Source organism: Parahaliea mediterranea (assembly GCF_017255185.1).
Classification (GTDB): Bacteria; Pseudomonadota; Gammaproteobacteria; order Pseudomonadales; family Halieaceae; genus JAFKCZ01.
Genome location: NZ_JAFKCZ010000017.1, coordinates 1 through 15,195 on the forward strand (window position 1 = coordinate 1; position 15,195 = coordinate 15,195).

General features: G+C 68.0%; 9 protein-coding genes. 5 read left to right on the forward strand and 4 right to left on the reverse strand.

Annotated features, from left to right (window positions below; genetic code table 11):
- Window positions 1-267: 267 nt before the first annotated feature.
- Together JYP50_RS18700 and pap are read right to left on the reverse strand one after the other, a co-directional pair.
- A complete protein-coding gene (locus JYP50_RS18700) occupies window positions 268-762 on the reverse strand; it encodes an asparaginase domain-containing protein (protein WP_206562088.1) in 495 nt (164 codons plus the stop codon).
- 36 nt (window positions 763-798) lie between these two features.
- Window positions 799-2,283: a polyphosphate:AMP phosphotransferase gene (gene pap / locus JYP50_RS18705; protein ID WP_206562089.1), complete on the reverse strand. Its 1,485-nt coding sequence runs from the start codon at window positions 2,281-2,283 to the stop codon at window positions 799-801.
- Between the two features lie 179 nt (window positions 2,284-2,462).
- On the opposite strand from pap, the gene JYP50_RS18710 reads away from it, so the two are divergent.
- Window positions 2,463-4,268, forward strand: coding sequence for an autotransporter assembly complex protein TamA (locus JYP50_RS18710; protein ID WP_206562090.1), 1,806 nt, complete (start codon window positions 2,463-2,465; stop codon window positions 4,266-4,268).
- Window positions 4,265-7,939 (forward strand): translocation/assembly module TamB domain-containing protein, encoded by a 3,675-nt coding sequence (locus JYP50_RS18715; protein WP_206562091.1) that lies wholly within the window; start codon window positions 4,265-4,267, stop codon window positions 7,937-7,939. The genes JYP50_RS18710 and JYP50_RS18715 overlap by 4 nt, the downstream gene beginning before the upstream one ends.
- Window positions 7,940-7,949: 10 nt before the next feature.
- Here the strand turns inward: JYP50_RS18715 and JYP50_RS18720 are convergent, their stop codons facing one another.
- Entirely contained in the window at window positions 7,950-8,591 is a 642-nt protein-coding gene (locus JYP50_RS18720) for an OmpA family protein (protein ID WP_431311306.1), read from the reverse strand.
- A gap of 213 nt (window positions 8,592-8,804) precedes the next feature.
- Here JYP50_RS18720 and JYP50_RS18725 point away from each other — a divergent pair, with 213 nt between their 5' ends.
- Window positions 8,805-9,842, forward strand: a complete 1,038-nt coding sequence (locus JYP50_RS18725; RefSeq protein ID WP_206562093.1) for a metal-dependent hydrolase — start codon at window positions 8,805-8,807, stop codon at window positions 9,840-9,842.
- Here JYP50_RS18725 and JYP50_RS18730 read toward each other — a convergent pair.
- A complete protein-coding gene (locus JYP50_RS18730; RefSeq protein ID WP_206562094.1) occupies window positions 9,810-10,988 on the reverse strand; it encodes a pyridoxal-phosphate-dependent aminotransferase family protein in 1,179 nt (392 codons plus the stop codon). The two genes, JYP50_RS18725 and JYP50_RS18730, sit on opposite strands and share 33 nt — an antisense overlap.
- Window positions 10,989-11,230: 242 nt before the next feature.
- Here JYP50_RS18730 and JYP50_RS18735 point away from each other — a divergent pair, with 242 nt between their 5' ends.
- Together JYP50_RS18735 and JYP50_RS18740 are read left to right on the forward strand one after the other, a co-directional pair.
- Entirely contained in the window at window positions 11,231-12,079 is an 849-nt protein-coding gene (locus tag JYP50_RS18735) for a hypothetical protein (protein WP_206562095.1), read from the forward strand.
- 19 nt (window positions 12,080-12,098) lie between these two features.
- Window positions 12,099-15,179 carry a hypothetical protein gene (locus tag JYP50_RS18740; protein ID WP_206562096.1) on the forward strand — a complete coding sequence of 1,027 codons (3,081 nt, stop codon included), beginning with the start codon at window positions 12,099-12,101 and terminating at the stop codon, window positions 15,177-15,179.
- Window positions 15,180-15,195 lie beyond the last annotated feature (16 nt).

The following is a 15,195-nucleotide window of genomic DNA, read 5'->3' on the forward strand; positions in this document are numbered from 1 at the left end:
AGAAACAAGTCCGTATGGACTTACGTCGATAATCTGAAGATGGCACAACTTGGGCCAGCCTTCTAAGAAGGCTGGCTTCACAGCCCCCTTATAGGGGGCTAAAAGCAAGTCTGCGTTCTTAGAACGCAGATGTTTACTCGGCCAACCCCGAAGCCAGCCCCTCCCTATAGGGCCGAATTCATCCGGCCAACCCCGAAGCCAGCCCCTCCCTGTAGGGCCGAATTCATTCGGCCAATCCCGCGAAGCCAGCGCCCCGTAGGGCCGAATTCATTCGGCCCGATCGGTCGCCTCGAAGCGGTTGGCCTCGACGTTCTTGACCACGCGATCGGCGTCAAACACCAGGCCGTTCATCGCGATGTAGACGCCCTGCGCCTTGCTCTGCACGGCGCCAATGGCGCAGCCGATGTTGAATACCGCGTCGCTCTCGGCGAACGCCGCCGGCTGCAGCGCGCCGGTGAGCACGATACGCTTTCCGGGAATGCCGGCCAGCGCCCGGGCAGTGGCCACCATGCCGTCGGTGCCGTGGGTGATCAGCACGCAGTCCTCGCTGCAACTCTCGGCGAGTTCGCGGATCTTCGCCCGGTCGGCATCCGTCATGTCGAGGCTGTCCTTGCGCATCGCCGACTCCACGCTGAACTCGAATCCGGCGCCCAGGCGGGTTAGCAGCTCGCCGATTACCGGATCGCCCACCTGGTAGTCGCTCTTGGCGTCGAAGTAGATTTTGTCGATGGTGCCGCCGGTGGTGATGATGTGGAGTTTCATGGAGTCCTTGTCCGCAGTTGCTGGGAAAGCGCCGCATTATAGCGCCGCATCGAGGGCCTTGCAGAGTGTTTTCAGGATCTGGATCCGGGCGTGGCGCTTGTCGTTGCCGGCCACCAGGGTCCAGGGTGCGTGGCGGGTGCTGGTGTGGGCGACCATGTCCTCCACCGCGCGCTCGTAGTCGTGCCATTTATCGCGGTTGCGCCAGTCCTCGGGAGTGATCTTGTACTGCTTGTGCGGCGTCTGCTCGCGCTCGTGGAAGCGCCGCAACTGTTCTTCGGGGGTGATATGGATCCAGAACTTGGCCAATACCACGCCGTGCTCCACCAGTTGCTCCTCGAACAGGTTGATCTCGTTGTAGGCCCGCTGCCACTCCCCGGGGCTGGCCAGTTCCTCCACCCGCTCCACCAGCACCCGGCCGTACCAGGAGCGATCGAACAGGGTGGCGCGGCCATCGCGCTCGATATTGCGCCAGAAGCGCCACAGGTAGTGGTGGGCGCGCTCTTCGTCGGTGGGGGCTGCGTATTGCACCAGGTGGTACAGCCGGGGGTCGATGGCGCCGGTGACGCGGCGGATCGCCGAACCCTTGCCCGCGGCGTCCCAGCCCTCGAATACGGCGATGAAGGAGCGCCGCTCGCGGTGCGCCCGCCAGCTAAGGTCCTGCAGTCGCGCCTGGTACTTGTTCAGCTTCTTGCGGTACTTGTCCTTCGACAGGCTGGCCGTGCAGTCGACAGTGTCCAGTACCCGCGGCTGCCGCGCGTCGGCCGGTACCGGTGTGGGGTCGACGGTGCCACTGCTGCGACGATCCACCCCGGGCCGCTGCAGGTGGTCGCGCATGGCTTGCAACAGCGCTTCGCCGGCGGCGACTTCCCGGTAGTTGCGATCCTCCGCCTCCAGCAGGTGCCAGGGCGCGCCGCCGGTGTCGGTCTGCAGGATGATGTCCTGGGCCACCTGCAGGACCTTGGGATAGGCTTTCCACCACAGCTTGTCGTCGGCGCCGACCCGGGGGTTCTGTTGCTTCTGGGGCGCCTCCTCGGTCAGCTGCTGGCGCTGGGTCTCGCGGCCGACGTGCAGCCACAGCTTGACGATGCGGTAGCCGTCGTCAATGAGCATGCGCTCGAAATCGTTTACCTGCTTGAGATAGTGGGCGCGCCACTCGCTGTCGGGTTGTTTGTCGAGGGCGGTGCGCAGTGCCCGGGTGTACCAGGAGCCCAGGAATACGCCGATCTCGCCGCGCGGCGGCAGCTTGCGCCAGAAGCGCCAGAAGTAGGGCCGCGACTCCTCCTCGTCGGAGTGCATCCACAGGGCGTTGGTCTCGATGCCCCGCGGGTCCATCCACACATTGAGCCGGTGCACCAGGCGCCCCTTGCCGGCGCCGTCGACACCGGCCACCACCACGATGACCGGCAGGTCGCGAGCGGCCAGTTCGAACTGGGTTTTCAGCAGCTGCTGGCGCAGGGGGGCCCCGCGCCGCTCGAACTCTTTGTCGCTCAGGAACTTGCCGGTCTCAAGGGCTTCAAACATCGGTAGACTCTGCTTACATGGGCCTGTGTCCAGGCCTTACTATAGCGTATGCCCGTCGCGGGCAACTGGCTATAATCCGGTGCCGACAACAGGGAGTGCCTCCGCTTGGTTTTTCGCACGCATGACAACCCGCCGCTGGCCGGCACCGCAGGGGACGTGGCAAGTAGCGGTCCGCGACATTGAAGTTGACCTCGATGCTGTTCACATCGATGAGGGGCGGGCTCGTCCTCTGCGCGTGGCTGGCCCTGTCCGCGGGCGCGCTGGGCGCCGAGACCCTGAGCTACCGGCTGACGGGGCTGGACAAGCCCCTGCGTCGCAACGTCGAGGCCTGGCTGGGTACCGCCCCCCAGAGCGAGGCGGAGCGCGCCAGCTTCCTGGTCGCGGCCCGCGAGCGGGTCGAGGAGGGCCTGCAGGCTCTGGGCTATTACCACCCCGAGATTGATTTCGAGCTGGATCGGCAGGCCGTGCCCTGGCGCCTGGAAATCCGGGTGGACGCCGGCGAGCCGGTGCGGATCGCCCGGTTCGACGTACAGGTGATCGGCGAAGCCGCGGACGACCCGGCCTTCGACCAGCTGCTCGAGGGCCTGCCGCTGAAAGCGGGTGACATATTGCACCACGGCCAGTACGAGGCGATGAAAACCTCCCTGCTCTCACTGGGGCAGCGCCGCGGCTACTTCGACGCGCGCATTGAAACCGGCCGGGTGGCCGTGGAAGCGGCGGCGAACCGGGCGGAACTCCAGCTGCACTATAACAGCGGCCAGCGTTACCGCTTTGGGGCGCTGCGTTATGACGAACAGAGCCTGTTCACCGAGCAGCTGGAAGCCCTCCAGCCCTTCCGTCGGGGCGATCCCTTTCAACTCGCCAGCTTGCAGGAGTTCCAGTCGCAACTGCAACGCACCGGCTATTTCAGCGGCGTGCTGGTACAGCCGCGCCTGGACGAGGCCGACAACGGCGAGGTGCCCCTCGACCTGGAACTGTTTCCCGCCAAGCGGCACAGCTTCGAGGTGGGAGTTGGCTACAGCACCGACACCGAGGAGCGGGTGTCGATGGTGTGGCGCACGCCGCGCATCAATCGCCACGGTCACAGCCAGGAAACCCGGCTGGAGTACTCGGTGATCAACCCCAGCGGCAAGGTCACCTACAACATCCCCCTGACCCATCCCCTCGACGACGTGCTGCAGCTGCGCGCGCGGCTGGAGCAGAACGAATTCGGCGACCTGGAGAGCGACCAGCAGGAGGTCGGCGTGCGTCGGGAGTTGCGTCGCAACGGCTATGTCTACGGCTTTTCGCTGCGCGCGCTCAACGAGGCCTGGGGGCCCCAGAGCAGTGTATTGGAAGAGCGCAACCGCCCGGGGTCGCGGGACCGGGAGGACACTTACCTGCTGCCGGGGTTCAGCGTATCGCACAAGTCCCGGCAGGGCAGCCTGGTCAATCCACGCGCCGGTCTCAGCCAGTATTACCAGGTGGAAGGCGCTAGCGAACAGGCGGGCTCCGACGCCAGCCTGCTGCGCGTCTACGCCAAACTGGTGGGGGTGACCAGCATGGCGGAGCGTCACCGTTTCGTGGGCCGTGTCGAAGCCGGCGCGGTGTACATGTCCGGCAGCCAGCGCGACGCGCTGGCGCCCTCGCTCAACTTTTTCGCCGGCGGTTCCCAGAGCCTGCGCGGGTACGATTACCAGAGCATCGGCCACGAGGTGACCGTGACCCGCCCCAATGGCGAGTCCCGCACCCTGGTGGTGGGCGGCGACCGCCTGCTGCTGGGCAGCCTGGAATACCAGTACCGCTTCCTCGACAACTGGCGCGGAGCGGTTTTCGTCGACGCCGGCGACGCATTCGATGACGGCCACTTCAAAGCCAACTACGGCGTGGGGGTGGGCCTGCACTATCTCACCCCGGTGGGCGCGGTGAAACTGGAGGTCGCCAACAGTGTCAGCGAGGACGACCCCTCCTGGATGCTGCACATCAATATCGGGGCGGAATTTTGAGACGGCTGGCCGGTATCGTACTGCTCGCGCTGCTGGTGTTGCTGGGCCTGCTGGCGACGCTGCCCCTGAGCGAGCGCGGCAGCCGCCTGCTGCTCGACACGGTGGCCCGGCATACGCCGCTGGAGGTCAGCTATGGCGGCGGCCGGTTGTTCGGCGCGTTCGAACTCGAGCACCTGTCCATCGCCGCCGGCGACGTCACGGTGGCGCTGCGCGGATTGAGGGCCGACCTCAATCCGGCCTGCCTGTGGCGCAGCGAAGTTTGCCTGCGCCGGCTGCAGGTGGACGCCCTGGAGGTCGATGTGCCCGCGGGCGAGGGCGATCCCGATCCCGATCCGGGTGGCGTCCAAAACGTGCCCCTGGTGTTTCCGGTACGCGTGCTGGCGCCACAGGTAATGGTGGCGCAAACGGCGGTGCGCTGGGACGGTGGCGGCTGGACCCAGGGCCCCGCCGCGTTTTCACTGCAAATCACCGAGGGCGGCATCTACATCGGCGGCGGCAGTATCCGCGACGCGCGCCTGGCGCTGGCGTCCACGGGCGAAGCGGACCCGGATCCGGCGCCGCTGGCGCTGCCGGAGCTGTGGCTGCCCTTCGAGTTGGCGGTGGACGAGCTGGTGCTGTTGCAAGCCGGCTGGGACGTGGCCGGTGCCGGCGGCGAGCTGGAGCGGGTTGTCCTCGCCGGGCGCTGGCAGGGCACCCGGCTGGAGCTGCCGCGCCTGCGGCTCGAGGACGGCGCCTGGGGCGAGGCGACGCTGGAAGGGCAGCTGGAATTCGCCGGGCAGTGGCCACTGGCCGCCGGCCTGCGCTGGGTCCCGGCGGCGGCGCGGGTACCGCCGGCCCTGGACCTGGGCGCCCTGGCGTTGAGCGCCAGCGGGGACCTGTCGCGCCTGGCACTGGAATTGCGCAGCGACGGCGCGCGGCAGCTGGATCTGCGCGCCCGGCTGGATACCCTGGATCCGGCGCTACCTTTTTCCGCCGAGGGGCGTGTCGACTGGCCGCGGGCACTGCCCCTGGCGGACCTGGTAACTCTGCCGGATGAGGCGCCCCCAGTCACGCTGGAAGCGCCCCTGACCCTCAGCGCCGATGGTACGCTGGACGCGCAGACGCTGCGGGCCGGCCTGTCGGTGACGGGGCTGGGCTACGAGGCGCTGGCGGTGTCCGTGGACGCCGAGCACCGCGCCGGCACCGTGCAACTCCACCGCCTGGCGCTGCGCGAGGCGGACGGTGGCAGCGCCCTGTTCGCCAGTGGCGCGGTGGCGCTGGGCCAGGCCACACGGGCCTCGCTGCAGGTATCCAGCCCGGGCCTGGTGTTGCCGGCGTTCAGCGAATATCTGTTTGGCCAGGTGCGCGGCGAATTGGCGCTGGAAGCGGAGTTCGCGGACGCGCGCTGGGCCGTGGACCTGTCACAGCTGTCCCTGGAGGGCGAGGTCAACGGCCTGCCCGCCAGCGCCGATGGCGCGCTCGCCCTCGATAGCGCGCGCTATGTCGCCGGCGGTGATCTGCGCTTCGATCTCAATGGCGCCCGCGGCGAAGTACGCGGTTTGCCGGGAGGGCAGGGCGCCCGGCTCAGCCTGGATGTTGCCGACCTGGGGCGCTGGCAGCGAGACAGCGGCGGCCAGCTGGCCGTCAATGCGGAATTCGCCGGCCCGGACGCCGACCTGCGTTTCCAGGGCGAGCTCGAGGATGCCCACTGGCAGGCGTGGCAGTTGCGGGGCGCCACCGTCGAGGGCCGCATCGCCCCCGGCGCGCCCGACCGCTTCCAGCTGGGCCTGGTGGCCTCGGGCGCGCGTCACGAGCAATTGCGTTTACAGCACCTGGCCCTGGATCTGGAGGGCAACGGCGAACACCGCAGTGGGCGCCTGGACATCCGCGGTGATATCACCGGAGAGCTACAGCTCGCCGCGCGGCGCGAGGGCGACGGGTGGCGTGGCAGCCTGCGCCCGGCGGCGCTGCAAACCCCGCTGGGCGAGTGGGCGTTGGCCGAGGCCGCCGGTTTTGACTGGCGCGGCGACACCCTTTCGGTGGCGGCGCACTGCTGGCGTTCCGGCGAGCGCAGGCTGTGCCTCGAAGAGGGGGATTTCGGCGCGTCGGGGCGGGTGCGGCTGGCACTGGCGACCGACCTCGGGCTGTTGTCCACCTTCGCCGTTGCGGGTGTCGAGCTGGAGGGCGATATGGACGGGGCGCTGCGCGCAACCTGGGACAGCGCCGGCAATCTCCAGCTCGACGGCGAGCTGGACACCGGCGCCGGGCTCATCCGCCAGCAACTCGCCGAGGGCCAGGAGGCCACCTGGGGCTGGGACGGCCTGTCCTCGAGTGTCCATTCCACCGACGGCGGCACCGAGCTGGCGGCGCAGCTGCGGCGCGGGGGGCGCACCGTGGTCGACCTGCTGGCCGTGCTGCCCACGGACCGGGCCGCGCCCCTGGCGGGCCACGCGACCGTAGACGACCTGCAGCTGGCGGCCCTGCGTTCCTTCGTGCCGGCCCTGGCGCGACTGGAGGGCACCCTGGCGGGGGAGGTGGAACTGGCGGGAACCGGCGCTGACCCCCTTGCTCTCGGCAAACTGCGGTGGCGCCAGGGCGCGCTGGCGGTGCACAGCAGCCCCACCGAAATCACCGCGCTCAAGCTCGACCTGGATCTGCGCGGCGACGACCTCGCCCTGAGCGGCGACGGCGAGATGGGCGGCGGTCCTATCCAGTTGCGCGGCGAACTGCTGGCGCGGCCGGACTGGGCGCTGGAGCTGACCCTGCGCGGCCAGCGCAACCACCTGGTGTATCCGCCCAGCGTGGAGGTGGTGGTGACGCCCGATATCCGTGTCGAGGCGGGACCGGACCGGGTCCACCTGGGCGGCACCATCCGGGTAGAGGAGGGCGAGGTGGCCCAGGCCGAGCTGCCCGCCGGTAGTGTCGACCTGTCCCGCGATGTGGTGCAGGTGGATTATGCCGGCAATGTGATCGAGCAGTCGCAGCCCTTCGACACCAGCATGGATGTGCGGGTGGTCATCAACGACGCGTTCCGCGTGGTCGGCAGCGGTCTCGACGCGCGGGTCGGCGGCGACCTGCAACTGCAACAGCAGCCGGGGCGGCCGCTGCAGCTGTACGGCAACCTGAATGTGGTCGGCGGCGAGTTCCGCGCCTACGGCCAGCACCTGGCGATCAAGCAGGGCAGGGTCTCCTTTGCCGGGGTACCGGAAAATCCCGAGCTCGACCTGCGCGCCCAGCGCGAAATTCCGCTGGAACAGGTGACCGCGGGGGTCCGCGTCACCGGTACGCTGGAAGTGCCACAGCTGGAGATCTACACCGATCCGCCGATGTCGCAACCCGAGGCGCTGTCCTACCTGGTGCGCGGCCGCGGCCTGGATGCCGGCGGCGACGGCACCGCGATGGCGCTGTCACTGGGCACTGGCATCGTCAACCGCAGCGCGGTGGTGGAGGAACTGAACCGGCTGCCGGGGTTGAGCAACGTGGAGTTCGGCGCCGAGACCGTGGAGGACGACACCGCGGCCACGGTCAGCGGTTACCTGGGGGAACGCATCTACCTGTCCTACGGGGTGGGCCTGTACGAACCGGTCAATGTGCTCACCGCGCGCCTGTATCTGCAGACGCGCTTGTGGCTCGAGGTGGTGAGCCGGCTGGAGAGCTCAGTCGATCTCTACTACAGCTTCGACATCGACTGAGCGCGTCGGCCTACGCCGATTTGGGCAGGATGTAGAGCTCCACCCGACGGTTCTGGGAGCGCCCCGCGGTGCTGGCGTTGTCGGCGATTGGCTGGTCCGGCCCCAGGCCCTCGACCATCATGCGCGAACGGTCCACGCCGCGGGTGGCCAGGTAGTCGGCGACGCTGCCGGCGCGCTGCTTCGACAGGGTCTGGTTGTAGCTGCGGCTGCCAGTGCTGTCGGTGTGGCCCGAGACCCGCAGGGTGGTGTCGGCGTACTTGGCCAGCACCTCGCCGACGGAGTTCAGGACCGGGTAGAAGCTGGAGCGCAGGTTGTAGGCGTCGGTCTCGAAGGTGATGTTGCCGGGCATCACCAGGCGCAGGTTGTCGCCCTCGCGCACCACTTGCACGCCGGTGCCCTGCAGTTGCTCGCGCAGTTTGGCTTCCTGCACGTCCATGTAGGCGCCCACGCCGGCACCGACGATGCCGCAGCCCAGGGCCGCGTTGCGGGCCCGCTTGCCGGACTCGATGGCGCCCACCAGGGCGCACACGGCGGCGGCGCCGCCGCCGTAGGTGGCGGCCTTGCTGGCCTGGCGCTCGCCGGTATAGGGGTTGGTGGTACAGGCGCTGAGGGCCAGTATGCCGGCGGCGGCCAGCGCGGTGTTACGTATCATTCCCATGGGTCTTGTTCCTTGTACTGATATGAAGGCGGCGGGCTTGCTTGAATCGGCAGGCGCGGCCCCGTCGCACCCGTTATGACCGGGCTGGCTGTTTGGACCGTCGCGGCCGGTATCCGTTCACCCCGCGGCCGCGGGCAATAAGGTAGCGTCCCGGGCGCCATTTTTGTAGTTTAATCATGTCTGGTAACCGCGATATACAGGAAAAGCATGGATCCACTGACCCAGGGTGTGCTCGGGGCCTCGCTGCCCCAGTCAACGGGCCGCGCCCGGGAGGCGGCGGGGGCCGGCCTGCTGGGCTTCTTCGCCGGCATGGCGGCGGATCTCGACGTGCTGATCCGCTCTAGCACCGACCCGCTGCTGTTTCTCGAGTACCACCGCCAGTTTACCCACGCGCTGGTGTTCATTCCCGTGGGGGGGCTGCTGTGCGCCCTGGTGCTGCACGGCCTGATCGGCAGGCACCGGGGTTTTTCCTTCGCCCGCAGCGCGATGTTCTGCACCCTCGGCTACGCCACCCACGCCCTGCTGGACGCCTGCACCACCTACGGCACCATGCTGTTCTGGCCTTTCTCCGACGCGCGGGTGGCCTGGAATACCGTGTCGATCATCGACCCGCTGTTCACCGTGCCGGTGCTCGCCCTGGTGTTGCTGGCGGGTTTGCGGCGGCGCCCGGCCCTGGCGCGCTGCGCCCTGGCCTGGGCCCTGGGCTATCTGCTGCTGGGGCAGTGGCAGCATCACCAGGCGGTGGAGCTGGGGCGGGAGCTGGCCGCCGCCCGTGGGCACGCGCCCCTGCGCCTGGAGGCCAAGCCGAGCTTCGGCAATATCCTGCTGTGGAAAGTGGTGTACGAGACCGGGGATCGTTTCTACGTGGACGCGGTGCGCAGCGGCCCCTGGCCGGCGGTTTACCCCGGTGACTCGGTGGCCCGGCTCGACGCGGCACGGGATTTGCCCTGGCTCGATCGAGACTCGCAGCAGGCGCGCGACGTGCAGCGTTTCCGCTGGTTCAGCAACGGCTACGTGGCCCGGGACCCGCGGTACCCGAACCGGGTGATCGACATCCGCTATTCATTGCTGCCGAACGAGATCGCCCCGCTGTGGAGTATCGAACTCGATCCGGCGGCGGGGGCGAGGGTGCATGCGAATTACATCACCCACCGCGATGGCGCCGGCAATAGTGCCGGCGCCCTGTGGGCGATGCTCACCGGGCCGGCGTCCTCAGCCGGCGAATACCGCCTCGGCGGCGGCTAGCGCGACGCCGGTATTGATCGCGGCGCCCTGGGTCGATAGCACCGACTCCAGCGCCGCCAGGCAGGTCATGACGTTGCGGCGGCGGCTGCTGTGGCCCATCAGGCCGATGCGCCAGGTCTTGCCGGCCAGCGCGCCGAGGCCGGCGCCGATCTCCAGGTCGAAGTCCCGGAGCAGGGCGGCGCGCACCGCGGCGTCGTCCACGCCCTCGGGGATGCGCACGGCGTTGAGCTGGGGCAGGCGGCATTCGGCGTCCACCGCCAGCGACAGGCCCATGGCCTCCAGTCCCGCCACCAGGGCGCGGTGGTTGAAGGCGTGCCGCGCCCAGGCCGCCTCCAGGGTTTCTTCCTTGAGCATCAGCAGCGACTCGTGCAGCGCGTAGAGGGCATTGACCGGCGCGGTGTGGTGGTAGCTGCGCTTGCTCTCGCCGCCCCAGTAACCCATCACCAGCTGCATATCCAGGAACCAGCTCTGCACCTTGTGTTCGCGGGCCTGGATGCGCTCCACCGCCGCCGGGCTGAAGGTGACCGGCGCGATGCCGGGCACGCAGGACAGGCACTTCTGGGTGCCGGCGTACACCGCGTCGGCGCCCCAGTCGTCCACCCGCAGCTCGATGCCGCCCAGGGAGGTGACGGTGTCGACGATGGACAGGGCGCCGTGCTCGCGGGCCAGCGCGCACAGGGCCGCCACGTCACTGTACGCGCCGGTGGAGGTTTCGGCGTGCACGAAGGCGAGGGCCGAGGCCTCCGGGTGCGCGGCGAAGGCGGCCGCCACCTTGTCCACGCTCACCGCGCTGCCCCAGTCATCGTCCACCAGGATCGCGGTGGCGCCGCAGCGCTCCACGTTCTCCTGCATGCGGCCGCCAAACACGCCGTTGCGGCACACGATCACCGTGTCGCCGGGGGAGACCAGGTTGACAAAACAGGCCTCCATGCCCGCGGAGCCGGGTGCGGACACCGGCAGGGTGAGGGCATTGTCGGTCTGGAAGGCGTATTGCAGCAGGGCCTTGGTCTCGTCCATCAGGGCCACGAATTGTGGGTCGAGGTGGCCGATGGTGGGGCGCGCCAGGGCGCCCAGCACCCGCGGCGGGACGTCGGAGGGGCCCGGGCCCATCAGGGTGCGTTGCGGGGGGTAGAAACTGCCGGTCATGTGCGTACTCCGGAGGGCATCAAAGGGACGCGCCACCCTAGCAGTTTTTGGCGGGAAGCTTAAGCGAGGGCGGCTTATAGTGCGCATTCACCGCTGTGATTCCCGCCCGCCGGGAAGTCCCGTCCGCTGTTGGAAAATGTGGTAGATAAACGCGGATTGTTGTATGCGTTGCCATACGCCTGGGATAAAATCGCGGCGCACTGGGCTTTTCACGATTTTGTTAATAATACAAGGGGCGCTTTATGTTTGGGGCAATGCGATTGACGGCGGGCTGCCTGGCGGGGCTGTTGCTGGTGCAGGGCGCGCAGGCCGACCAGCAGATTCTCGATGACCTTGTTGTCGACGGCAGTGCCTGCGTGGGTACTGATTGCGTCAATGGCGAGGTATTTGACTTCGACACCGTCAAGCTCAAGGAAAACAACCTCCGGTTGCTGTTCCAGGACACCAGTAACTCCCCGTCTTTCCCCACCCGCGACTGGCGCCTGGTGGCCAATGACAGCAACAGCGGTGGCCGCGACCATTTCACCATCGAGGACGTCACCGGCGGCAATGAAATCCTCACCCTGATCGGCGGTGCGCCGCAATACAGCCTGTTCGTCAATAACGCCGGTAAAGTGGGGCTGGGAACCGATGCCCCGCAGCGCAACCTGCACCTGGTCAGCGGCAACACCGCCGCCATCCGCCTGGAGCAGGACGGCTCGCAGGGCTTCCCCGGCGTCGCCTGGGATATCAGCGCCAACGAGGACGGTTTGCGCATCGCGCGCGACGGTGCCGACCTGCTCGGCATTGACAACAACGGCAATGTCACCATTAGCGGCAACCTGGTGGCGGGCACCCCGGCCAGCACCTTCCCCGATTACGTATTCGCCGCCGACTACCGCCTCATGCCGCTGCCGCAGTTGCAGCAATATATTGCGCGCGAGGGGCATCTCCCCGGGATTCCGGCGGCCGCGGAAGTGGGCGCAAACGGGCTCAACATGACGCAGTTCCAGGTGCAGCTGCTGGAAAAAGTAGAGGAGCTTACGCTCTACACTTTGCGCCAGCAGGCGCAGATTGACGCACTGAAAGCCCGGCTGGAAGCGCGGCAGTAGCCGCCGGAGCGGGTTTATCATGAAAACTATCGTGACACGGAGCGTCGTCCTGGCGTCGCTGATGGGTGCGCTGCCGTCGATGGCGCTGGAACTGGCGCAGAGCTTTGCACCAATTGCCATAGGGCCGGGTTCCACGGCCAGGCTTGAATACCGTTTGACCAATGCCTCGGGTATCGCGCAGACGGGTATCGCCTTCGACAACACTTTGCCGGCCAATGTGAGCCTGGCGGCGGTGCCGCTTGGCGGCAACGATTGCGGTGGCCGGGTGTCGGCCCAGGCTGGCGGCACCGCGATCAGTTTTGATGACGGGCGCCTCGGTGGCGGCCAATCCTGCCGGTTGGTGGTCAATGTGGTGTCCACCGTACCGGGGACGCATATCAACGCCCTCGGTAACCTCAGCAGCGACCAGGGCAGCTATGCCGTTGGCGCCGCCGCCGATCTTTTCGTGGATGCCGGCGAGCCGGGTTTCTACGTCAGCAGTGTGACCCCCGCCAATCCCAGCCGTGGCGAGGTGGTGGAGCTGACCTATACCATCGATAACCTTCTGAACCCGGGTGGCGCGACGCTTCGCAATTTCGACATCGCGTTTCCGGACGGTGTCACCGTGGCGTCGGAGGGGTATCTGGACTCCGCCTGTGTGCTGCCGGTGGTGGACGAAGCGGCGAATTCGGTCAACGTGGGTGCGCTGAACGTGGGCGGGTTGATCGGTGAATTCCCCGTAAATGCCGGCGACTCCTGCAGCTTTACCGTGGGAGCCAGGCTCGATACCGCGGGACAGGTGGATATCAGCACACCGGTGCTGCAGACGGGGGGCTTTTCGTCGGTCGAGGTCGGCTTCGCCTCCGTGCGTATCGCGGTGGCGCCGCAGCCGTTGCATATCTCGGCCGGTTTCCATCCCTCTGTCGCGGCGCCGGGTGAAACCGTTTACCTGAGCTTCGATTTGAGCAACACCGATCGCGGCGCCGCGGCCGGCGGTTTGGGCTTTACCTACGATCTCGGCGCCCAGTTCGGCGCGTCGGTCGCTGTCGGGGAACCGGCGGTGCAGGGCTGCGGCGGAAGTTTCACCGCTGGCTCCACGCTGCAACTTGTCGGGGGCGGCCTGCCCGCCGGCGGCAGCTGCCGCATCGAGCTTCCTCTGCAGGTGCCCGCTGGCCTGGCGAGCGGCCGCTACAATGGCCTGGGTTCCGCGGTGTCCGCGTCGGTCGCCGGCAATCCCGTCACCGGCAACAGCGCCGCGGCGTCCCTGTTCCTGTCCGACCGGCCGGTGTGGCAGAAGACCTTTCTCGAACCGGTGGTGGTCGCCGGCGACGAGGTGACGCTGCGCTACACCCTGACCAATACCTCCGGCAGTGAAAACCTCGACGAGCTGTCCATACAGGAATCCCTGCACAGTGTCGACTACCTCGGCCACCGGACCGATTGCGACGCCCAGGTGGCCTATGTGCCCAATCTCACCAACACCAGGCTCACCGTGGCATTGAACCAATTGCTGCCCACGGCCAGCTGCGAGGTGGAGGTGGACCTGCGCATCCCGGAGAGTGCAAGTACCGGCACCCTGGAGCTGGGCACGATTAGCGCGTTGTACAACGGCAACCAGGAAGTGAAGGTACTTACGGATACGCTGGACATCGTCGCCGGCCCCGGTTTGCTACTCGCCTTTGAACCGGCTGCGGCGCTACCCGGGGATACCGTGGACCTGGTGGCCACGCTCGGCGCTGGCCCCGCGGCGGGACGGATAGACCAGGACGAGTACGAGGGTTACGCGGACGTGGGCTTCAGTCTCGATCTCAATGCCATCGAGCCCGGCCTGGTGGCCAATGGGCTGCCGCAGAGCGACGCCTGTGGCGCCGGTTCAAGTCTCGACGGTAGTAGTGGTGTGGTGACCCTGGGGGGCGGCACCCTGGCGCCGGGAGAGAGTTGCACCCTGCGCCTGCCGCTGCAGCTGCCCGCTGGCGCCGCTTACGGCACGCTGGCGGTGGATGACCTGCGGGCGATGGCGCAGGTGCGTGGGCGTGTTGCCGGCGGCGCCCCGGCCAGCGCCGAGTTGGCTATCGCCGGGGCCGAGGTGACCCTGGAACAGGTCGCCCCGCTGCCGGTGGCGCCCGGCGCGACCGCGCAAGTGCGGGTGACGGTACGCAACCTCACACCCACCGAGGCGATATCCGGACTGGCGTTGATCCTCGATTACGACAGCGACCTGCCGGGCCTGCCAACGCCGACACCGATTGCCGATGATTTTTGCGGTGCCGGCTCCAGCATGGCCGCAAGCGGCACGATACTGCAGTTGTCGAACCTCTCGCTGGCCCCTGGCGGGGACTGTGTGTTCGAGCTGGAATTCCCGGTTTCCCCCGGCCTTGCCTCGGGTGATTACGCCATGCCCATTGACTCCCTGAGCTATGTCGTACAGGGCGCGCCGGTGACGGCGGCGCCGGACTCCCTGTTCCGCCTGGCCGTCCTGGCGCCGGGAGAGGATGTGGATGTGGGTGACCCGACACCCGGTTCCCCGGATTCCGATGGCGATGGCCTGGATACGGCGGCGGAGTGGCCCCTGGGCGACGTCAACGGCGACGGCATCCGCGACGCCCTGCAGGGCAACGTGGCCGCCATGGTGAGTGCGGTGACGGGGTCGCCGGTGGCCCTGGAGTTCGACTCCGGCTGTCGCCTGGAGCGTTTCGCGATGGTGGCCGCGGTCGACGATGGCGACAACAGCTACCCCGAGGGCCTCGCGGATTTCAGCCTGGAGTGCGCGCGGTCCGAGGTCGTGTTGTACCTGCCCGGCATGGATTTTTCAGCGGGCGACCTGGCGGTGCGCAAATTCGGGCCGCGGGCGCCGGCCTTCGGCGCGGACCAGTGGTACGCGATGCCCGCCACCATCGACGCCGTCGGCCAGCGTATCCGCTTCGAGCTGGTGGATGGCCAGCTGGGTGACAGTACCGGCGTGGACGGCAGGCTGGTGGACCCGGTGGGGCTCGCGGTGCTGGCCGCGGTGCCGCCATCCGTGCCGGGGGGCGCGGTGGCGATACCGGTCAATCAGCCCTGGGTGCTGCTACTTGCGGTATTGGCGATACTCCGCCTGGCCGCGCTGCGGCAGCGGCGGTGACGAGTGCGCGCCGCCA